The organism is Sulfitobacter sp. JL08, from assembly GCF_003352045.1.
In the GTDB taxonomy this organism is placed as follows: Bacteria; Pseudomonadota; Alphaproteobacteria; order Rhodobacterales; family Rhodobacteraceae; genus JL08.
Genome location: NZ_CP025815.1, coordinates 3,003,861 through 3,025,391, shown reverse-complemented (window position 1 = coordinate 3,025,391; position 21,531 = coordinate 3,003,861). Strand labels below are relative to the sequence as shown.

Here is a 21,531-nt window from a genome sequence, read left to right as displayed (position 1 = left end):
GAAGGCAAAGGGCAGATCATGGAAAAATTCGGGAAAAGCCAGCCGGTGCGGCGGGTCGAAGACCTGCGGTTTCTGACGGGTGGCGGTGGATATATTGATGATGTGGCGCCTGCGGGCGCATTGCATGCCTATGTGTTCCGCTCGCCCGTGGCGCATGCAAGGATCATATCCCTCGATCTGGAAGAGGCGCGCGCCGCTGACGGGGTGCATCTGGTTCTGAGCAGTGATGATCTGGATGCCGCCGGCATCACCACGGCAATGCGAGCCACAATTCTGGACAATCGCGACGGAACCAAGGCCGCCGCGCCGGTGCGGCCCTTTCTGGCGCGCGGGCGGGTGCGGTTTGTCGGCGATCCGGTTGCGATGATCGTGGCGGACAGCCACGAACAGGCGCGCGACGCCGCCGAGTTGATCGCTCTGGATTACGAAGAACTGCCTGTCAAAACCGATGTCGGCCCGGGTGGCGCGCCCCTGCATGACGAAGCGCCCGACAACCGCGCCTTTGACTGGGGCATGGGTGATGAAGCGGCGACCGATGCGGCCTTTGCCGCGGCGGCGCATGTGGTGCGTCTGAATGTGGCTGACAACCGGATTATCGTGAATTCCATGGAGCCGCGCGGCTGTTTCGCTGATTGGGACGGCAACAGATTACACGTGGCGTTCAACGGGCAGGGGGTTTGGGGCCTCAAGGATCAGTTGTGCGCGATGACGGGCTTGCCGCCCGAAAACGTGCGCGTCACCATCCCCGATGTAGGTGGCGGGTTTGGCATGAAGGCGATGCCCTATCCGGAATATTTCGTGGTGGCGCAGGCCGCGCGGATGCTGACCCGCCCTGTGCGCTGGATGTCCGAGCGGACCGAGGCGATGCTGAGCGACAATGGCGGGCGCGATCTGGACTCTCTGGCGGAACTGGCCTTTGACGAGAACCACAAGATCACGGCTTATCGGGTGCGCACCAAATGCAATCTGGGTGCCTATAATTCGCAATTCGCCCAGCCGATCCAGACCCTGCTGTTTTCCAAGGTTCTTATGGGCTGTTACGATGTGCAAACCACGTGGTTGCAGGTGGAAGGCTATTACACGAACACGGCGCAGGTTGATGCCTACCGCGGCGCGGGCCGCCCCGAGGCGATTTATGTGCTGGAACGGGCGATGGACCGCGCGGCACGCGAACTGGGCGTTGATCCGTGGGAGTTGCGGCGGCGCAATTTCATTCCTGCGGGTGCGTTTCCCTATACGTCGGCCACCGGCGAACTTTACGATGTTGGTGATTTTCACAAGGTGCTGGCGCGGGCCGCGGTCGAGGCGGATGCCGCCGGTTTTGCCGCGCGCAAGGCGGCGGATGGCGCGCGGGGCCAGCTGCGCGGGCAGGGCTTGTGTTACTATATTGAAAGTATTCTGGGCGATCCTTCGGAAGGTGCCAAGGTGGTCTTTAACGCGGACGGGACAGTGCATATTCTTGTGGGCACACAATCAAACGGGCAGGGGCATGAAACGGTCTATGCGCAGTTTCTGGCGGACCAGACCGGTATTCCGGCGGACCGCATCCATGTGGTGCAGGGCGACAGTGATCTGATTGCCAAGGGTGGTGGCACAGGCGGGTCACGGTCTGTGACGGTGCAAACCCATGCCACGCTGGCCACAGCTGACACGATGATCGCCGCATTTACGCCCTATCTGGCAGATAAGATGGGGGTGGAAAGAGAAGATGTTGTGTTTGACGATGAAACATTTCGCGCGCCGGGGTCGAATATGACCCCGACCCTGCTGGAAGCGGCCGACATGGCGCGCGCGGACGGGCGCACCGATTTGCTGGAGCACGAGGCGCGCGCCACTTTGCCGGCGCGATCCTACCCGAACGGTGCGCATGTCGCGGAAGTTGTGATTGATCCGGAAACCGGCGTGACGCGGGTGGATAAGTACTGTGTGGTGGACGATTTCGGGAATCTTATCAACCCGATGCTGGCCGAAGGTCAGGTACATGGAGGTGTGGCCCAGGGTCTTGGTCAGGCGCTGAGCGAGCGGGTGGTCTATGATGAAGATGGCCAACTGCTCACGGCAAGTTTCATGGACTACGCCATGCCAAGGGCCGATGATCTGCCCATGATTGGCTTTCGCTCTGAACCGGTGCCATCGACGGCCAATCCCATGGGGATGAAAGGCTGCGGTGAGGCCGGGACAGTCGGGTCCATGGCGGCGGTGGCCAATGCGGTGCAGGATGCGCTGTGGAACAAAGGTGTCAGGCAGGCGGACATGCCGTTTACGCCATTACGAGTATGGGAATTGTTACAGGATGCAACTGAACTGGCTGACTAATGCATTTTCGGCGTGGCTGCGGGCGCGGTTGTCGCGCGCCCGGTCAAGCAAACCGCGCGGGCGCGGCCCTGTCAGCCATGTGATCATTCTGGACGGGACGATGTCCACGTTGGAACCCGGCTATGAAACCCACGCCGGACAAACCTATAAACTGTTGCGTGAAATGAACGGCGACGTGTCGCTTTATTACGAGGCGGGGTTGCAGTTCATGGATTGGCGCGCCGCGCCTGATGTGATGATGGGGCGCGGGATCAACCGGCAGATCAGGCGCGCCTACGGGTATCTGGCATCGCGTTATCGCCCCGGTGACAGCATTTATCTGATGGGATATTCGCGTGGTGCCTATGCGGTTCGGTCGCTGGCGGGTGTTATCGACATGGTCGGGCTGGTCAAGGCGGAGCATGCGACCGAACGCAACATCCGCGAGGTTTACAGGCATTACCAGTGCAATCCCGGCAACAGCTTTGCGGCCGCGTTTGCCCGCGCCTATTGTCACGCGCAGACCGAAATCGAGATGGTCGGCGTCTGGGACACGGTCAAGGCGCTGGGCTTGCGGGTGCCGCTGTTGTGGCGGCTGGATGCAAAGCGCCACGATTTTCACAACCACGATCTGGTGCCATCGGTAAAACACGGGTTTCACGCCCTTGCGCTGGATGAAAACCGCGAGGTTTTTACCCCTGTCTTGTGGGAGTGCCCGCAGGAATGGAACGGCCGGGTGGAACAGGTGTGGTTTCGCGGCACACATGGCGATGTCGGCGGGCAACTTAGCGGGTTTTACCCGGCGCGGCCCCTGGCCAATATTTCCTTTGTCTGGATGTTGGAGCGCGCACAGGAATGCGGTTTGCCGTTGCCGGAAAACTGGGCCAGCCGGTTTCCGACCGACCCCGATGCGCCGTCCGTCGGGAAATGGCGCGGCTATGGCAAGATGTTTCTTTTGCGCCGTGTCCGTGTGGTAGGGCAAACACGCTGCGAGCGGTTGCATGAAACGGTCAATGTTCATTCTGATACGCTGTCGAAATCGGCGCTGATGCTGGCCGAAGAAGGGCCGCAATCCGGTTAGGGCAGGCTGCGATCCTTGGGGGCGCGGGCCAGAACGGCAGGTACCAGCACGGTCAGGAACAACAGGCGCGCCACGTGGCATGCGGCCACAAAGCCGGGATTGGCGCCCAGTACAACGCCCATCACAACCATGGTTTCCAAGCCGCCGGGCGCAAAAGCGATCAGCACATGCGCGACGGGCAGGCCAAGCGCATAGGCCACGGGCACCGCGGCCGCCATCGCAAGCAACACGGTCAGCAGGGTTGTGGACAACCCTGCAACCAGTGTTTTGCGCAATGCTGCCAGGTGGATGCCGGAAAACCGGGTGCCGATCAGTGTGCCCATGACAACAAACATCGCGTGGGTGATCTGGGGCGACAGAACACCCGGCGCACGTTCAGAGAGATGCGCGGCCGCCGAAACGATCATCGCGGCGATCAATAGCGCGGCGGGGGCATTGGCGCGTTTCAGGATCAGGCCAAACACCAGAGACAGACAGAACAGTACAATCGCGTGATCCACCCGCATCAGCGGCGCGGACGAGGCAAAGGCCGTATCAATCCGGATCCCGAACGCTAGCGCGGCAAAGGGCACGCATAGTGTAAGCGCCAGCAGGCGGACCGACTGCACCACCGCGACGCGGCTGATATCGACCTTCATGCTTTCGCTGAGGCTGATGATATAGCTGAGATGGCCGGGGCTGGCGGCCAGAACGGCGCTGCGGGGATCAAACCCGAATACCCGGACCAGCAGGTCGCGGCACAGGATCAATGTCAGGATCAGCATGAAAGCCAGCATCAGAAACGCGATCGGCCAGCGTATGAAGGCGTCTGCCGCCTGCGGATCAACGCCCGCGCCGATGCTGATGCCGATCAGGATAAACGCAAAATCCCGAACCACAGGGGCAATCGCAAGGTGCAGCCCGGTCAGGGTGGCAAGGCTGATCAGTAGTGCCGGTCCGGTCAGAAGATAGACCGGCAGACCGATCCAATAGCCGATCAGCGCCCCAAGCGCGCCGGCACCCAGCGTATAGGCGGTGACAAAGATGTCGCGAAAACCGGGCCAGTAAGACATGGTTCACGGCTAGCATTTCTGATCCCGCGCCGGAAGCGGGATTACGCGCCGCCGAAGTTCATGATGATGCAGGTGGTTGATCCGGTGGCATAAAGCCTGCCGTCTTCGACGCCTCGGATTTCGCCATGGGCAACGCAGGTCGAACGGCCCGCGTGATCAACAATTGCGGTGCAGTTGACCAGCATACCCAGCGGGATCGCGCGGGTGATGTTTATCTTGTATTCCAGCGTCGTATAAACCGAACCCTTTGGCACTTTGGTCATGACCGCGCAGCCCAGTGCGCTGTCAAGCAACGTGCCATACCATCCGCCATGCACTGCGCCCACGGGGTTGGTGACGTTGAATTCCGGTGTGCCGCAAAACGTGACCTGTCCGTCTGCAACCGCGTGAACGCGTATGCCCATGGTCTGCGCGATGGCAGGTGCGGGCAGGTGCCCGTTCAGGATGGCTTGCATGAATTCAAGGCCGGACATCGACAGAAGTGTTTCACGATCGGCCAGATCGTCCGGTTTCTGGGCAAAATGCATCGCTGGGCCTGTTTTGCGTGTGTTTGCGCCACGCTAGAAAGGCCCGCGATCAGGTGCAAGCCCTAAGCAACATGGCGCAATTGCACGCGCGGGGTGATCCCCAGTGCGTGACATACATCGCGCGTCAGTTCCGGCCGGTTCAGCGTGTAGAAATGCAATGTGTCCACGCCGTTTTCCAGCAACTTGTCACAGAGTTCGGTGCAGACGGCGGTGGCCAGCAGATCGGCGCGGTTGTCGCGGGTCGCCTTTTCGAACGCGGAATCGAGCCATGCGGGTATGGTAGTACCGCAGCGCCGCGCGAACGCGCGCGCGCCGGCCCAGTTTTCGATGGGCAGGATACCGGGCGTGATCGGCGCGGTAATGCCGGCATCGGCGCACGCGTCGCGAAACCGCAGGAACGTGTCTGCCTCGAAAAAGAACTGCGTGATGGCGCTGTTGGCTCCGGCGTCGATCTTGCGTTTCAGCCAGTTGATATTGGCTGCCATATCTGCCGCTTCGGGGTGTTTTTCGGGGTAGGCCCCCACACGGATGTTGAATGTTCCGGTGTCCGCCAGCGCGCTGATCAGGTCACAGACGTTGTCGAACCCGTCGGGGTGGGGGGTGAATTTTTCAGTGCCCTTGGGCGGATCGCCCCGCAAAGCCACGATATCGGATACTCCGGCAGCGGCGAAATCGGCGGCGATCTTCAGGGTTTCGGCGCGTGTGGCATCGACACAGGTCAGGTGCGCCGCCACGTTCAGGCCGGACGCTGTGTGCAGCGTGGCCACGGCATCGCGGGTAAGATCGCGTGTGGTGCCGCCTGCGCCGTATGTGACGGACACGAAATCAGGCTCCAGCGGGGCAAGGGATTGCACCGTATCCCACAGCCGGAACGATCCGGCGAGGTCTTTGGGCGGAAAGAATTCGAACGAAACGGCGGGCGGTGTGCGGTGTGTCATGATGGGATACCTTTATGTGTTGACCCCTTGTGGCAGCGCACCGAGTGTGAGACAATTTCATAATATTCAAGTATAACATGAGTTGGATTTGTATTCATGCATATCGAATTCCGTCACCTGCGCACCATCAAGGCCATTCACGAGGCGGGCGGGCTGGCCCGCGCGGCAGAGCAGTTGCACATCACGCAGTCGGCCCTGTCGCATCAGATCAAGGGGCTGGAGGACCAGACCGGGGTGGAACTGTTCATTCGCCGCTCCAAGCCGATGAAGCTGTCGGCGGCGGGATTGCGGCTGCTGCGACTGGCCGAACAGGTGTTGCCGCAAGTCGAAGCCTTGCAACACGAATTTGCCAATCTGCGCGGCGGCACCACGGGGCGCTTGCACATCGCGATCGAATGCCACGCCTGTTTTGAATGGCTGTTTCCGGTGCTGGAAGAGTTCCGCAAGCGCTGGCCCGATGTGGATGTGGATATCCGCCCCGGTCTGGCGTTTGACGCAATGCCCGCGCTGGACAAGGAAGAGGTTGATCTGGTCGTATCGTCCGATCCCGAAGACCTTGCAGGCGTGGATTTTGTCGAACTGTTCGATTACGCGCCGGTTTTCGTCGCGTCCTCGGCGCACCCGCTGTCGCAAAAACCCTATATCGAGGCCGAGGATTTTCGCGGCCAGACCCTGATCACCTATCCGGTGGAACGCACACGACTGGATGTGTTTTCGCAGCTTTTGATTCCCGCCAAGGTCGAACCTGCCGCGATCCGGCAGGTGGAACTGACGGCGGTGATCCTGTTGCTGGTTGCATCGAACCGCGGCGTTTCGGTTCTGCCGGACTGGGTTGTGCGAGAGGTCAAATACAACTCTGATTACGTGACCCGCCCGCTGACGGAAAAGGGGATCACCCGCCGCTTGTTTGCCGCCGTGCGCAGTGCGGACCGCACCAAGCCCTACATGGCCGATCTGATCCGGTTGGCGCGGGTTGAGGCACGCAAGTTGCAGGCGGTCTAGGCGATCTTGACCAATTGCTTGCCGATATTCCTGCCTTCTAACAAACCGATGAAGGCGTCCGGCGCGTTTTCCAGCCCGACGGTGATGTCTTCCAGATAGGCAATATCGCCTTTGGCCACCTTTGGCCCGACTTCGGCCAGAAAGGTGGGCAACCGGTCCCAGTGGTTCGAGATGATAAAGCCATTGATCGACATGAACTTGACCAGTGCGGCGCTCCAGAGAGCAGGGACAGTCAATCCCCCGGACGGGGCGTTGGCCCCCAATCCGCCCGTATTGTACCAGCTGATCATGCCGCAGATCGGGATACGTGCATGGGTGTTCAATAACGGGAACACCGCCTCAAGCACTTTGCCACCGACGTTTTCGAAATAAATGTCGACGCCATCGGGGCAGTGGGCGGCGATGGCCTTGCGCAGGGTCGATGAGGTTTCGTGTGCGCGGTGATCAACGCAGGCATCAAACCCGAACCTGTCGACGGCCAGCGCGCATTTTTCAGGGCCGCCTGCAATGCCCACGGCACGCAGCCCCATTGATTTGGCCAGTTGACCCACCATCGAACCGACAGGGCCGGTGGCCGCGGCGACAACCAGCGTTTCGCCTTTTTTCGGGCGGCCATATTCCATCAACCCGTGCCAGCCGGTGAACCCCGGCATCCCCAGAACACCAAGGGCGGCGGTGATCGGGCCATGTGCTGGATCAAGTTTGCGCAAGGCATTGGCGGGCTGCACGGCGTGGGTGGCCCAGCCCATATAGCCCATAACAAAATCGCCCGGTTCAAACCCGGACGCGTTAGAGGCAATCACCTCGCCCACGCCGCCCCCTTCCATCGTGCCGCCAACCGGGATGGGGGCGGCATAGGATTTCCCGTCATCCATCCGCCCGCGCATATAGGGATCAAGGGATATGTAATGCACTTTGACCAGCACCTCGTCCTTGCCGGGTTCGGGCATCGGCTGTGCCTCGTGGCGAAAGTTTTCTGCTGTCGGTGCGCCGGTGGGACGACTGGCCAGGGCGATACGAAGCATCTGTTCGGGCATGGGTGACTCCTGTGCGATATCCGCCATCAGTGTTGACCGGATGGCCCCTGATCGCAAGCGCATGCACCGTGACGCGGCGGCTGCACCGCCGGTATGGTGTCCTCGGCCCTTGGCAAGCGGGGTTTCGGGGCGTATACGCGCGGCCTGACGTGACAGGAGAACCCCGAAAATGGTCGGCAGCGCCAATCTGAACATCATGATGAAAACGGCCCGCAAGGCAGGCCGTGCCCTGGCCAAGGATTTTCGCGAGGTCGAGAACCTGCAAGTGTCGATGAAAGGCGCGGGCGATTTTGTGTCCAAGGCCGATATCGCGGCTGAAAAGATCATAAAAGACGAATTGATGGGCGCGCGGCCCACCTATGGCTGGCTGGCCGAAGAAGGCGGCGCAGAAGAGGGCGCAGACCCGACCCGCCGCTGGATCGTGGACCCGTTGGATGGCACGACCAATTTCCTGCACGGATTGCCCCACTGGGCCGTTTCGATCGCGCTGGAACACAAGAGCCAGATCGTGGCGGGTGTGGTCTATGACGCGTCCAAGGACGAATTGTTCTTTGCCGAAAAGGGTGCCGGCGCATGGATGAACGAAACCCGTTTGCGGGTGTCGGGGCGCAGCCGGATGATCGAATGTATCTTTGCGACCGGATTGCCCTTTGGCGGGCGTGCCGATCTGCCGGATACTTTGAAGGATCTGGCGCGTGTTCTGCCTGCTTGTGCGGGCGTGCGCCGGTTCGGGTCTGCCGCGCTGGATCTGGCCTATGTCGCCGCCGGCCGGTATGACGGGTTCTGGGAACGCAGCCTGAATGCGTGGGACATGGCGGCGGGCCTTTTGATCGTACGCGAGGCGGGCGGGCTGGTTGAACCGCTGAACCCCAAAGGCGACATTCTGGAAGATGGTGAAATCATCTGCGCAAACGAACCGATTTTTTCCGGGTTTGCGAAAGTCATCCGCGGCTAAGGCGCCTTTACCGCTTTGACGCTACCTGCGCCGCACCTTGGGAATGCGGCTGGGGCTAAGCTTGTATTTTGCCTCGGGATGGGGTGGGTGGCCGTCGGTTTCGTACCAGAACGATCTGCCGCCGCGCCAAAGCCACAGTGGCAGTGTCAGAACAATCCCGACGATGAAACCGCCCGCATGCGCCCAGTGTGCAACGCCGCCGACATCGGGATCGGACAGGATCGCGCCAACGAACTGCATCACGAACCACAGTGCCAGCATGATCCATGCCGGGATCGGGATGATGCGGAAAAAGATCACGATGATCAGCAGGATATCAACGCGCGCCTTGGGGAACATCAAAAGGTAGCCGCCCATGACACCCGCAATCGCGCCCGAGGCCCCCACCACAGGCACTGTGGAGTCTGTGCCCGACAGTATATGAACAGCGCCCGCACCCAAGCCGCAGACAACGTAGAATATGAAGAACGGGATATGGCCCATTTCGTCTTCCATGTTGTCGCCGAAAATCCATAAGAACAGCATATTACCGGCAAGGTGCATCCAGCTGCCGTGCAGGAACATCGAACTGAACAGCGTCATGGTATTTTCACCTTGCGCGACAAGGCCCGGGATCATCGCCCAGTTGATGTAGAACGCGTTGATCGCGCGCGCATCGTTCAGCAGGCCCGCATAGCTTAGAAAAATGCCGATGTTCAGCACCATCAGGGCATAGGTCACAAAGGGCACGCGCCCCGATGGATTATGATCGCGGATCGGAAACATGCGCGCACGCTGGTCATAAACTGCGCGGCGGTCAAGCCTTTGTTCTGGCGCAGGGAAACGTGATCCCGACGATCACCGGGATCACGTTGCGCGCGTCTAGGCGGCGCCCCCCAGCAGGGCGGTATTGCCACCGGCGGCTGTGGTGTCGACGCACACATGCCGTTCAGCGCGCACGCGTGCCAGATCGGGCAGGCCGGTGATCAGCGGGATGATTGGCCCGTCGCGTTTCGCCAACGCCTGTTCAATGGCGCGCGCCGTTGTGTCATCGCCCCACCACAAAACGCCGGAAATGCCGTAGAGAAACGTCAATGCCTGTGGTGCAAGCCGCCCGGTGGCCTTGACGGCGATACCGCCCAGGGCGTTGATTGCAGCCGCCTGTTTTTCCGCGACCGCATCGCCTGGCCCCATGCACAGCAAAGGCGCGCGCGCCGACGTGCTAAGGCGGTTTGATTCGCCCGTCGGCCCCGGCAAGGTCAGTGTTTCAATTGCGCGGTTTGTTGGGGTCGGAATGGTTAACGCTCCGATATCCATATCCGTCGTCCACGCGCCATCGCCGTTTTGCACATCCGGTGCGCCAAAGCGTGGCAGATAGTTTGGCCCGCCCGCTTTGGGGCCGGTGCCGGACAGACCCTCGCCGCCAAAGGGCTGGCTGCCCACAATGGCGCCGATCTGGTTGCGGTTGATATAGACGTTGCCTGCATGGATACGGTCAGACACGTGCTGCACACGGTCGTCGATGCGGGTTTGCAGGCCAAAGGTCAGGCCGTATCCGGTGGCGTTGATATCGTTGATGATCCGGTCCAGATCACCGGACCTGAAGGTCGCCAGATGCAGCACCGGACCGAATATTTCACGTTCCAGATCAGAGATACCGCTGACCCGGATCAGCGTAGGGGCAACGAAGGTTCCGCCGTCCGGCGTGGCCATTTCCTTGATCACGCGCCTGTCTGCGCGGGCTTTGGCGATATGTTCAAGAATGCCAGCCTGCGCGGCGGCATCGATCACGGGGCCGCTGTCCGTGCTCAGATCCCACGGATTGTCCAGCGTAAGTTCATCCATCGCGCCGGTCAGCATTTCCAGAAAGCTTTCGGCAATGTCTTCCTGAACATAAAGGCAGCGCAGGGCGGAACAGCGCTGGCCTGCGGATTGAAACGCGCTTTCGATCACGGCGGTTACGGCCTGTTCGGGCAGGGCGGTGCTGTCGACGATCATAGCGTTCAACCCGCCGGTTTCCGCGATAAGCGGCGTGCCGGGGGCCAGATTTTCAGCCATGGCAGCGCGGATACGCAGGGCTGTGGCGGTTGATCCGGTAAACGCAACGCCGTTGATCCGCGGATCAGAGGTAAGCGCGGCGCCCACATCGCCCGCACCGGGCAGAAGTTGCAGCGCGCTGCGCGGTACGCCCGCATCGTGCATCAGTGAAACCGCAAAATGCGCGATCAACGGGGTTTGTTCCGCCGGTTTGGCCAGCACCGCATTGCCTGCCGCCAGTGCCGCGCCGATCTGGCCAGAAAAAATCGCCAGCGGAAAGTTCCACGGCGAAATGCAGGTGAAAAGACCCGCCGCGGGAGTGGTGGGGGCATTGGCGCCGTAATAGCGCAGGAAATCCACTGCTTCGCGCAGTTCGGCCACGCAATCGGGCAGGGACTTGCCCGCCTCGCGCGCCAGCAGGGCAAACAGCGCGCCAAAGTTTTCTTCGTAAAGATCGGCGGCGCGGGCAAGGATTGCGCCGCGTTCTGCCGGGTCCGCTGCCCAGGGCTGTGCCGATGACAGGGCCGTTTCGATGTCTTTCGTGCTGGCGGCGGCCACTGTGCCGGGGCTGTCGCCATGATCTGACGGGTTCAGGATATCACGCGGTTTTTGCGGCTGCGCGTCTGCTGCCAATAGTGGTGCCGCCTTCCATGTCTGCGTTTTGAACGGCGCGCGGGCGGATTCGATGGCCGCCAGTGTCGGTGTGTGGGTCAGATCAAAGCCCTTGGAATTCGGGCGTTCGGGTTGATAAAGATCGGGGCCGGTGGGCACCGGATAGTTTTGCGCCCCCAACTGGTCAAAGGGGTCTGCGGCGACCACTTCGGGGGGAACGTTTTCGTCGACGATCTGGTTGACGAAAGAACTGTTTGCACCGTTTTCCAGCAGGCGGCGCACGAGATAGGCCAGCAAATCGCTGTGTGCGCCAACGGGTGCGTAAATGCGGCAGCGCGTTTCGTAGGTTGACAGAACAATATCATGCAATGCTTCACCCATGCCATGTAACCGCTGGAATTCAAACGTTTCCTTGTCATCGGCCATGTGCAGGATCGCGGCAACGGTATGGGCATTATGGGTGGCGAATTGCGGATAAATCCGGTCTGTCATGCCCAGCAATTTGCGGGCATTGGCGATATAGGACACATCTGTGGCCGCTTTTTGCGTGAAAACCGGAAACCCGTCGACGCCTTCGACCTGGGCGCGTTTGATTTCGGTATCCCAATACGCGCCTTTGACCAGACGGACCATGATCTTGCGATTGGTGCGGGTGGCCATATCATAAAGACTGTCGATCACGGCACCGGCGCGTGGGCCATAGGCCTGCACCACGATGCCGAATCCGTCCCACCCCGACAGGGCGGAATCACTCAGCACCGCTTCGATCACGTCCAGCGACAGGGACAGGCGGTCGGCCTCCTCTGCATCGATGTTAAGGCCCATGCCCGCCGATTTTGCCAGCAGCGCAAGGGAACGCAGGCGCGGCACCAGTTCGGCTATAACGCGCGTTTCCTGTGCTATTTCATAGCGCGGATGCAGGGCGGACAGTTTGACCGAAATGCCCGGATTGCTACGGATGTCGGTGTGGGTACAGGCCGTGGCAATGGCGGAAATTGCGCGGCTGTAACTCAGGTGATAGCGCTTGGCATCGCGTTCGGTACGCGCGGCTTCGCCCAGCATGTCATAGCTGTAGGTATAGCCTTTGGCTTCCATTTTGACGGCGCGTTCCATGGCCGATGTGATGCTTTCACCCAGCACGAACTGACGGCCCATTTCCTTCATCGCGCGCCCGACTGCGGTGCGGATTACCGGTTCGCCCAGACGTTTGACAGCGGCGCGTAAGTGTCCGACAGGGCCGGGTTTTTCATCCTGAAGCACACGACCCGTCAGCATCAGCGCCCATGTGGATGCGTTGACCAGCGACGATGTGGAATGACCCAGATGCTTGCCCCAGTCCGACGGGGCGATCTTGTCTTCGATCAGGGCATCGATCGTATCGGCATCCGGAACGCGTAACAGCGCTTCGGCCAGACACATCAGCGCCACACCTTCTTCGGTGCTCAGCCCGTATTCGGCCAGAAAAACCTCCATCAAACCGGGGGCGGAATGGCTGCGGATGCTGCGCACCAGTCCGGCGGCCTGCGTGCAGATTTCACTGCGGTCGCCTTGGCTCAGCGCTGCGGTCTTGATCAGCGCGTCAAGCACGGGGCCTTGTGCGGTGTATGTCAGGGTGTCCAACGCCATACGGCGGGAGTGTTCGGGCGCGCGGTTCATTTCAGTCTCCAGAAGTTTGCGCTAGTATATCGCAGGGTTCGAGGGCAGATTGGCTTAAGATAGGGCATGGGGGCATATTTTGTCCCGAAAATGGGGGGCTTTGCAATGCAATTGGACTTGGTTGATCTGGACCGGTTTGACCGGGCGATTGTACAGGTCTTATCGGGCGACGGACGCATGTCGATCACCGATCTGGCAACACGAATCGGGTTGTCGAAATCACCGACGCAGGCGCGGCTGCGCCGGCTGGAAGACGCGGGTATTATCATCGGGTACCGGGCGCTGGTCGATCCGATCCGGCTGGGGCTGGATCACGTTGCCTTTGTCGAAGTGCGCCTGAGCGATACACGTGAGGCGGCGCTGTCGGCGTTCAACGCGGCAGTGGCAAAGCTGCCCGAGGTGGAGCAGGCCCACATGATCGCGGGAAATTTCGATTATCTGCTGAAGGTGCGCACACGGTCCATGGCAGATTACCGTGCGGTTCTGGGTGAAAAGATATCCACCTTGCCGCATGTGGCGGGGACATCGACCTATGTGGCGATGCAGGCCGTGAAGGAAAACGGAATGGGCGAAATTGCGTGACCGCCGCGCGGCTTTGTGAAGCCCGCGGGGTTGACGCAAGGCCACGCTGCGCCAATTCTGACGTCATGAAGATACTGCTGACGTCCGCCCTGCTGTTTTCGCCGGTACTGGCTCTGGCCTGTCCGCCGGTTCCCGATACGTCCGAGCGTATGGCGGAACTGGTGGCGCAGGCCAATGCCGCCGAAACGGAAATGGCCGGAAGCGATATCGGCCGTGAAATGTGGGAAATCTGGGCGGATGCGCCGGATCAGCAGGCGCAGGCCATTCTGGACCGCGGCATGTCCAAGCGATCGGGCTATGATTTTCTGGGGGCCATCGCCGATTTTGAAACCCTGATCGAGTACTGCCCCGATTACGCCGAAGGCTATAACCAACGTGCGTTCGCCTATTTCCTGAGCGGTGCCTATGAAAAGGCGCTGGTCGATCTGGACCGCACGTTGGAATTGCGCCCCGATCACGTGGCCGCGCGGGCAGGGCGCGCGCTGAGCCTGATGCAGCTGGGCCGTCTGGAGGAGGCGCGCACCGATTTGCGCGCCGCACTGGAACTGAACCCGTGGTTGTCCGAACGTGCGCTGCTGGCCCCCGGTGGCCCGCTGGAACCGCCCGGCGACGATATCTGATTTTGCAGTCCTTGCACCGCTTTACACCGCGTCTTTAGCCGCTATTGTCCGCGCGCTGGCCCACGTGGTGGAATGGTAGACACAAGAGACTTAAAATCTCTGGGCCGAAAGGCCGTGCCGGTTCGAGTCCGGCCGTGGGTACCAGCGGACGGACTCCCGATACTGTTCAGGCAGACAGGTGCGTTTCCAGCCGCTAGTCCAGCGGCGCGCAACGAATGTTGAAGCGGTCTGCCAAGCGATCAAGGACTTTGCGACAATGCGCTATGTCGGTGTCCGCGCTGGATTTCATCCGGATCAGCCCGGCCATACGGCGTGGAAACGGGTACCAGCGATCAAGATCGAGGCCGCAACGATCAAGCAGCATCATCGGAAGGGTATTCACGGCAATCACCTGATTCATATAGGCCTGCGCAGCCGAGGCGCCGACCCAGGCGTTTCGATCCATACGGAACAGCGCCTCGTGATCCAGCGTATAAAATCCCTTGCCTTTCAGGTCTTTGCGATAAAGCAGATGTGTCAGGAAAAAACCGGCGACGCTGGTCAGGAAATGAAACCCGTCGCGAGCGCTGATGTTCAGAACAGTGCTGCCGGGGGAAAGACAGCGGGCGTTGGTTTCCATGTCGGCAGTCCTGAAAAAGCTGCCGGTGCAATTGACAAAGATGCTATCGGGTTCGACCGGCAGGCGTTCACCGCTTTGCAATTCCATCACAGGTCCGTCAGGGCCGTCGGTCACGTCAACCAGATAGCCGGGATACGTCTCACTCAGCCCCGCAGCGATCCGGATCTGTTCGTCTTCCGATTGCAGGCCATACAGAAAAACCCCGTTTGCAGTATCGGGATCGGTTGAATAGGTGCGGCGGAAATACGAGATGAGTTCTTCTTCGTTGTCGCCATCAAAGTTCAGTGCCATGTCGCGAAACAGGCGCGAGACCAGCTGGCCCGATGTCCAGCGTTTCAGGCCTGTCGGAATGTATCGTGTGCGGTTCAGGAAATTCGTGCCGCGCCCGTTGATCAGCGATACTTTGCGCTTGGGATCATCAGCCAGCGCCGCCAATACAGTGTCCATGCCGGTCTTGCCCCCGCCGACAACATAGACCGCCGCGCCGGGGTGGGCGGCAAGAATATCACGCAGGTCCTGGGGCACGATCGAGATGACGGAACTGGCGGACAAATCCAAAGGTTCGGCCATCCGGTAATTCAGGCCGGACGCGTGTATTGCCAGCATCGCATGAACCGTTGTCGTTTGCGCGGGCGTGTCGTTGGGGTGAAAGGTAATGCGCGCACGATAACCATTGTCAGTTGTGCCCGCATCACAGGCAATCACCGTCTGTTCAAAGCCGGTTTCCAGATTGACCGCGTCCGCAACGGGGCCAAGGGCACCCGCCAGATGGCGTTGTACTTCATCGCGCCCCGCAAGGTAATCGCGCGGTTTTTGCCAGTTCCATTTGATATCACCCACGGTGAACATCGGGTGAGGCTGGTGCAGGCGCACATAATCGTAAGCCGTGTTCCACATTCCGCCGGCACCCTGTTTCTGGTCAAGCAGCAGAACACGCGCGTTTTTTGGCAAATAGGCGGTCGCGGCAAACAGCGCATTCAGCCCCGCAATGCCTGCGCCGATCACGACAAGATCATATGTCGTGACAGGCGCGTCCTGTCCTGTCGCGGGTTGGGTGGCCTTCTGATCAAGCATGTGCATTCCCCCAAAAGCCCGATCACGGTAGCATTGATTGTCTTGTTTGCAGACCCTAAACTTTTTATTCGGCGCGGCGTGGTCCTTCCTTTGCGGGCGCAAATGCCGGCAGGGAGCGTGCAGTTTGCAAAAGAACATCCTTTTCATCATGTACGACCAGCTGCGCCATGACTATCTGGGATGTGCCGGCCATCCCACGATCAGGACGCCGCATATGGATACGCTGGCTGCGCGCGGGGTGCGGTTTTCCAACGCATATGTGCAATCGCCGGTTTGCGGAGCATCGCGCATGTCGACCTATACGGGGCGCTATGTGCATTCGCACGGGGCGGCCTATAACGGGTTTCCTTTGCGTGTGGGGGAAATGACATTGGGCGATCACCTGCGCAGTGCCGGTCTGGGCTGCTGGCTGATCGGCAAGACCCATATGAAGGCCGATGCTGCTGGCATGGCGCGTCTGGGGCTGACGCCGGACAGTGTGATCGGCGCGCGGCAGGCCGAATGCGGGTTTGACGTGTGGGAGCGCGATGACGGGTTATGGGCCAGCGGCCCGCACGGCCCCTATGATGACAAACGCAGCCCCTATAACGAATATCTGAAACACCAGGGATATGCAGGCGATAATCCGTGGGCCGATTTTGCCAATGCCGGTGCGAACGGGGACGATCTGGCCAGTGGCTGGTTCATGCAGAACGCCGCCAGACCGGCCAACATCAGGGAACAGGACAGTGAAACGCCCTGGCTGACGCGGCGCGCGATGGCGTTTCTGGATCAGGCGCAGGGGCCGTGGTGCGCGCATGTTTCCTTTATCAAGCCGCACTGGCCTTACATCGTGCCGGCGCCCTATCACGATATGTACACGCCGCAGGATGTGGTGCCCGCGCTGCGCGATGCGCGGGAAAAGGATAATCCGCATCCGGTTTATGGCGCGTTCATGGACAGCCGTGTGGGCCAAAGCTTTTCCCGCGACGAGGTGCGCGATGTGGTGATTCCCGCCTATATGGGGCTGATTACGCAATGTGATGACCAGTTGGGCGTGTTACTGGCCCATCTGAAGGCGACCGGGCAGGACAAGGATACCGTGATCGTTCTGACATCGGATCATGGCGATTATCTGGGCGATCACTGGATGGGGGAAAAGGATCTGTTTCACGATCCGTCCGTGCGGGTACCGCTGATTATTTGCGATCCATCGCCTGCGGCGGACGCAACGCGCGGAACGACCTGTGATGCACTGGTGGAATCGATTGATCTGGCGGCAACGTTCATTGATGTCGCGGGGGCACAGGTGCCGCGCCATATCGTCGAAGGCCGATCATTGCGCCCGTTTCTGAACGGTGAAACTGTCACGCAATGGCGCGAACATGTGATCAGCGAATATGATTATTCCAAATCCCCGATGCGGGCCGCGTTGGGAGTTTCGATCCGCAATGCGCGTCTGTTCATGGTGGCGGACAAGCGGTGGAAACTGATCCATGCCGAAGGCGGCTTTCGCCCGATGCTGTTTGACCGCAAAGAGGATCCGCAGGAATTTGTCGATCTGGGGGCAAGCGATGCACATCGCGATGTGATCGCGCAGATGTACGCGCATCTTGCAAACTGGGCGCGCCGCCCGTCCCAGCGGGTGACGATCAGCGATGCACAGATCGAAGCGGGCACCGGCACCGGCGACGAGGTGGGCATTCTGCTGGGGGCGTTTTCGCCGGAAGATGTCGCGCCGGATGTGGCAGCTGTCTATCAGGGCAAAATCCCCGACTAGGTGCGGATGCCTGCAAAGCGTTGTTGCCAGTCTTCGCGATCTTCATCGCTGATCTTGGCGAACAGAACCTCGGGCACGTCGAACGCGTGACCCGCTTGCAGGGCGGCCAACGCGGCATCGACATCTTCAGGCCAATCAAAATTGTCCAGCTTCATCGACGCCAGGATCGACGCGCTGGCATCAGGGATGAACGGGGCGCTGAGAGCCGCGTAAATCGGGATCAGGCAAAGCGCGAGGCGCGTTTGCGCGGCGGCCTGTTCGGGATCGGTTTTGAATGTGCTCCACGGTGCTGCAGCTTGCAGGTATTCGTTGCCCAGTGACCAGATCGCGCGCAATTCCTGCGCCGATTTGCGCACTTCCATCGCTTCCAAAAAGGTTTCGTAAGCGCGGATGCGGGTTGTCAGATCGGCAATCAGAGTTGTTTCGGCAGGGCCATAGCTGCCACCCTGCGGCACGGCTTCGCCAAATTTGGAGCGGCAGAACTTTGTGATGCGGCTTACGAAATTGCCCAGCACATCGGCCAGATCCTTGTTCACCGACACCTGGAAATTTTCCCATGTGAATTCGCTGTCGGACGATTCCGGGGCGTGCGACAGCAACCACCAGCGCCAGTAATCGGCTGGCAGGATGTCCAGTGCCTGATCCATGAAGATGCCGCGCCCCTGCGAGGTGCTGAACTGGCCGCCATCATAGTTGAGGTAGTTGAACGACTTCAGATGATCGACCAGTTTCCATGGTTCGCCAGAGCCAAGGATCGTGGCCGGAAAGCTGAGCGTATGAAACGGCACGTTGTCCTTGCCCATGAACTGGGTATAGCGCACATCCGCGGCACCTTTGTCGGTGCGCCACCAGCGTTGCCAGTCGGCATCGGATTTTCCGTTGGCCTCGGCCCATTCGCCCGCGCAGGCGATGTATTCGATGGGCGCATCGAACCAGACATAGAATACCTTGCCCTCCATGCCGGGCCAGTCCTGATCGCCGCGTTTGACGGGAATGCCCCAATCCAGATCGCGGGTGATGCCGCGATCCTGCAAACCGTCGCCGTCATGCAGCCATTTTTTGGCGATCGAGGTTGTCAGCACGGGCCAGTCGGTTTTGCTGTCGATCCATTTGTCCAGGTCGTCCTTGAGCGCGGACTGGCAAAGATAAAGATGTTTGGTTTCGCGCACTTCAAGATCGGTCGAACCGGAAATGGCGCTGCGCGGATCGATCAGATCGGTCGGGTCCAGTTGTTTGGTACAGTTTTCACACTGGTCGCCGCGCGCCTTGTCGTAGCCGCAGTTGGGGCAGGTACCTTCGATATAGCGATCAGGCAGGAACCGCCCGTCGGTGATGGAATAGACCTGTTTCTCCGACACTTCGCGGATCAGACCATTGTCGGCAAGTTTGCCGGCGAAATGCTGGGTCAGGGCATGGTTCTGCGGGCTGGAAGAGCGCCCGAAATGATCAAAGCTGAGGCGGAAGCCGCGCGCGATTTCGGCCTGCACGGCGTGCATTTCGGCGCAATAATCCGCCACCGGTTTACCCGCCTTGGCCGCAGCCAGTTCGGCAGGGGTGCCGTGTTCGTCGGTGGCGCACAAAAACAGGACTTCGTTGCCGCGTCCGCGCTGGTAGCGGGCATAAAGATCAGCTGGCAACTGAGAGCCGATCAGGTTGCCCAGATGTTTGATCCCGTTGATGTAGGGAATCGCGGAGGTGATCAGGTGACGGGTCATGCAAGTGCCTTTGGTTCGAAACTTGCGCAGCTTTAGCCCAAGGGGATTGTCATGACCAGTCAGTCCGTTTGCGATGTATCAAGCGGTTTGCGGCTGCGCCCGAACAGCCGCCCGATGGTGAAGGATGTGCGCGGGGTCGCAACGAACGCGGTGCGATCCACCGGAGAGGCGCGCTGCCGCATCCGGAAAAAGCCGAAAACGACCAGAACCAGATGCCCGATTGAAACCATCGTGAACAGGGCACCGGGGCCAAAGGCCTCGATCAGGACCGATGCGAACAAAGGCGCGGCAATGGCTCCAAGGGCAAAGAAAAACATCAGCGCGGCCGAAAGTTCGACCCGTTCGGAATTGTCCGCGAAATCATGTGCGTGTGCAGCGGCCACCGAATAGATCGGAAATGTGGTCAGCCCGAACAGTCCGGCCGACAGCATGATCGCGGTGGTGCCATAGCCGCTGCTGGCCACGGTCACGGCGCAACTGATCATGGCGGCGACGGACAGCCAGATCAGCACCCAGCGCCGATCATATTTGTCGGCCAGCCATCCGACCGGAATTTGCGCCAGCGCGCCGCCCAGAACAAAGGCCGCCAGGAACCAGGCGATTTGCCCCACGCTAAGCCCGACCCCCTGTCCGTAAACCGGGCCAACCATGCGGAAGGACGCGCTGGACAGCGCCGACACAACCACCGCCGCCGCCGCCAGCGGAGACAGATGTATGGCCAGCATCGGGCGCAGCCGTGCCGCGCGGGGGGTTTCGGGCTGTTGGTTGGTGGTCAGCGTCAGCGGGATCAGGGCGGCGCAACAGATAATGGCCAGCAGGTTGTATGACACGTAACTGGCCGGAGCGAGCACCCCGATAATCAGTTGCGCGCCCAGTGATCCGGTGGTGTCGACCACACGGTAGATCCCCATCGCGCGTCCGCGCGTTTCATTGGTCACTTTGGCCTGTAACCATGCTTCGACGACGGTGTAACATCCGGCCACGCAAAAGCCCGACATGATGCGCATGACGACCCAGGCATAGGGGTTCACCACCAGCATGTGCGCCAGCAGGCCGATGGCGCCGATCGCGGTAAACGCGGCAAAGGCGCGGCTGTGGCCGACTGTGCCCAGAACCCGCGGCGCCCACCAGCAGCCTATAAAGAACCCGAAGAAATGCGCCGAGCCGAGCAACCCGATTTCTTCGGTTGAAAACCCCAGTTCCAGGCCCGAAAGCGCATCAAGCGGGCCAACGCCACCTGTCGAAAGCTGCAATAGAATGACCGACAGGAACAGAGCGGCGAAGGAAATGAGCATGCGCATAAGCCGTTAGCACCATTCTTTTGTTGCCCGCGCTTGTTCTTAATCGACGGTCTTGGGTCGTTTTTCGGGGTTCAGCCAATCTTTAACGCTGCGCCTGAATGCGGGCAACTATGTCAAGCTGTACCACGTCGCCGACAAGGTCCGCGTATCCGCTTGCCCCGAAATCCGATCGCCGCACCGCCCCTGTCAGACGGATGGTCAGAGTGCTCAGATCGTCGGGCGCGCTGCCCTGCATGCGAAACAGGCTGGCCTGAAAGCTGGCCGGGCGGGTGACGCCGCGCATGGTGATGTCGCCATCGATGCGCGCGCCATTGGACAGGCGGCCATCGGCCCCCAGATGGATGGCCGTTGCGACAAAGCGGATGGTTGGGAATTGTCCGGCATCCAGAACCGATGGCGCCTTGAGCGCGTCCGTGGCAAAGATCAGCCCGGTGCGTGCCTTTTCCACGCTGACCTGAACGTCAACTTTGGCGTCACGCAGGTTTTCGGGATCAATGACCAGATCGGCCTGACTGACGGGCATTGTGCCTTTTTGCTCGGCACCGTTCAGCACATAGATAAACCCCACCTGGGAAACTGTCTGGTCCAGCGCATAGCGTGTCGGGGCTGCGCTGGATGTGGCCGTGCCAAGCACCATGATCAGGATGGCGTGCAGCAGGATGCGGACCGAAAGAAATTGTTTCATACCGT

General features: G+C 60.4%; 17 protein-coding genes and 1 tRNA gene. 8 read left to right on the top strand and 10 right to left on the bottom strand.

Going from position 1 to position 21,531, the window contains the following annotated elements; translation table 11 throughout:
* Positions 1-18 precede the first annotated feature (18 nt).
* Positions 19-2,316, top strand: a complete 2,298-nt coding sequence (locus tag C1J05_RS14890; protein WP_114870937.1) for a xanthine dehydrogenase family protein molybdopterin-binding subunit — start codon at positions 19-21, stop codon at positions 2,314-2,316.
* The gene (locus C1J05_RS14885; RefSeq protein ID WP_114870936.1) at positions 2,294-3,376 is read left to right on the top strand and encodes a DUF2235 domain-containing protein; all 1,083 of its coding nucleotides are present in this window, start codon (positions 2,294-2,296) and stop codon (positions 3,374-3,376) included. Before C1J05_RS14890 ends, C1J05_RS14885 begins: the two co-directional genes overlap by 23 nt.
* Here the strand turns inward: C1J05_RS14885 and C1J05_RS14880 are convergent.
* The 3 genes from C1J05_RS14880 to metF all read right to left on the bottom strand — a co-directional run bounded on the left by C1J05_RS14880 (position 3,373) and on the right by metF (position 5,893).
* Positions 3,373-4,428 carry an AbrB family transcriptional regulator gene (locus tag C1J05_RS14880; RefSeq protein ID WP_114870935.1) on the bottom strand — a complete coding sequence of 352 codons (1,056 nt, stop codon included), beginning with the start codon at positions 4,426-4,428 and terminating at the stop codon, positions 3,373-3,375. The genes C1J05_RS14885 and C1J05_RS14880 overlap by 4 nt on opposite strands.
* Positions 4,429-4,469: 41 nt before the next feature.
* Positions 4,470-4,955, bottom strand: coding sequence for a PaaI family thioesterase (locus C1J05_RS14875; protein WP_114870934.1), 486 nt, complete (start codon positions 4,953-4,955; stop codon positions 4,470-4,472).
* Between the two features lie 62 nt (positions 4,956-5,017).
* Positions 5,018-5,893, bottom strand: a complete 876-nt coding sequence (gene metF / locus C1J05_RS14870) for a methylenetetrahydrofolate reductase [NAD(P)H] (protein WP_114870933.1) — start codon at positions 5,891-5,893, stop codon at positions 5,018-5,020.
* 96 nt (positions 5,894-5,989) lie between these two features.
* Between metF and C1J05_RS14865 the strand changes: the two genes are divergently transcribed.
* Positions 5,990-6,895, top strand: a complete 906-nt coding sequence (locus C1J05_RS14865; protein WP_114870932.1) for a LysR family transcriptional regulator — start codon at positions 5,990-5,992, stop codon at positions 6,893-6,895.
* Here the strand turns inward: C1J05_RS14865 and C1J05_RS14860 are convergent.
* Positions 6,892-7,932 carry an NADP-dependent oxidoreductase gene (locus tag C1J05_RS14860; RefSeq protein ID WP_114872349.1) on the bottom strand — a complete coding sequence of 347 codons (1,041 nt, stop codon included), beginning with the start codon at positions 7,930-7,932 and terminating at the stop codon, positions 6,892-6,894. The genes C1J05_RS14865 and C1J05_RS14860 overlap by 4 nt on opposite strands.
* 169 nt (positions 7,933-8,101) lie before the next feature.
* Between C1J05_RS14860 and C1J05_RS14855 the strand changes: the two genes are divergently transcribed.
* Positions 8,102-8,887, top strand: a complete 786-nt coding sequence (locus C1J05_RS14855) for an inositol monophosphatase family protein (RefSeq protein ID WP_114870931.1) — start codon at positions 8,102-8,104, stop codon at positions 8,885-8,887.
* A 21-nt stretch (positions 8,888-8,908) separates the two neighbouring features.
* Here the strand turns inward: C1J05_RS14855 and C1J05_RS14850 are convergent, their stop codons facing one another.
* Both C1J05_RS14850 and putA read right to left on the bottom strand, forming a co-directional pair.
* Positions 8,909-9,652: a rhomboid family intramembrane serine protease gene (locus C1J05_RS14850; RefSeq protein WP_114870930.1), complete on the bottom strand. Its 744-nt coding sequence runs from the start codon at positions 9,650-9,652 to the stop codon at positions 8,909-8,911.
* Between the two features lie 96 nt (positions 9,653-9,748).
* The gene (putA, locus tag C1J05_RS14845) at positions 9,749-13,141 is read right to left on the bottom strand and encodes a bifunctional proline dehydrogenase/L-glutamate gamma-semialdehyde dehydrogenase PutA (RefSeq protein WP_441351692.1); all 3,393 of its coding nucleotides are present in this window, start codon (positions 13,139-13,141) and stop codon (positions 9,749-9,751) included.
* A 135-nt stretch (positions 13,142-13,276) separates the two neighbouring features.
* Between putA and C1J05_RS14840 the strand changes: the two genes are divergently transcribed.
* The 3 genes from C1J05_RS14840 (at position 13,277) to C1J05_RS14830 (ending at position 14,517) form a co-directional block, all read left to right on the top strand.
* Positions 13,277-13,753 (top strand): Lrp/AsnC family transcriptional regulator, encoded by a 477-nt coding sequence (locus C1J05_RS14840; protein ID WP_114872348.1) that lies wholly within the window; start codon positions 13,277-13,279, stop codon positions 13,751-13,753.
* 65 nt (positions 13,754-13,818) lie between these two features.
* Entirely contained in the window at positions 13,819-14,373 is a 555-nt protein-coding gene (locus tag C1J05_RS14835; RefSeq protein WP_114872347.1) for a tetratricopeptide repeat protein, read from the top strand.
* Positions 14,374-14,431: 58 nt separating this feature from the next.
* A tRNA-Leu gene (locus tag C1J05_RS14830) sits at positions 14,432-14,517 on the top strand.
* A 49-nt stretch (positions 14,518-14,566) separates the two neighbouring features.
* On the opposite strand, the gene C1J05_RS14825 is transcribed toward C1J05_RS14830, so the two are convergent.
* Positions 14,567-16,066, bottom strand: a complete 1,500-nt coding sequence (locus tag C1J05_RS14825; protein WP_162798096.1) for an NAD(P)-binding protein — start codon at positions 16,064-16,066, stop codon at positions 14,567-14,569.
* A 148-nt stretch (positions 16,067-16,214) separates the two neighbouring features.
* On the opposite strand from C1J05_RS14825, the gene C1J05_RS14820 reads away from it, so the two are divergent.
* Positions 16,215-17,825 carry a sulfatase-like hydrolase/transferase gene (locus C1J05_RS14820; protein ID WP_114870927.1) on the top strand — a complete coding sequence of 537 codons (1,611 nt, stop codon included), beginning with the start codon at positions 16,215-16,217 and terminating at the stop codon, positions 17,823-17,825.
* On the opposite strand, the gene metG is transcribed toward C1J05_RS14820, so the two are convergent.
* The 3 genes from metG to C1J05_RS14805 form a co-directional block, all read right to left on the bottom strand.
* Complete coding sequence (metG, locus tag C1J05_RS14815; protein ID WP_114870926.1) at positions 17,822-19,540, bottom strand: methionine--tRNA ligase; 1,719 nt, start codon at positions 19,538-19,540, stop codon at positions 17,822-17,824. The two genes, C1J05_RS14820 and metG, sit on opposite strands and share 4 nt — an antisense overlap.
* 59 nt (positions 19,541-19,599) lie before the next feature.
* On the bottom strand, positions 19,600-20,841 hold the full coding sequence (locus C1J05_RS14810; RefSeq protein ID WP_114870925.1) for an MFS transporter: 1,242 nt from the start codon (positions 20,839-20,841) through the stop codon (positions 19,600-19,602).
* An 82-nt stretch (positions 20,842-20,923) separates the two neighbouring features.
* Positions 20,924-21,526, bottom strand: a complete 603-nt coding sequence (locus C1J05_RS14805; RefSeq protein ID WP_114870924.1) for a YceI family protein — start codon at positions 21,524-21,526, stop codon at positions 20,924-20,926.
* Positions 21,527-21,531 lie beyond the last annotated feature (5 nt).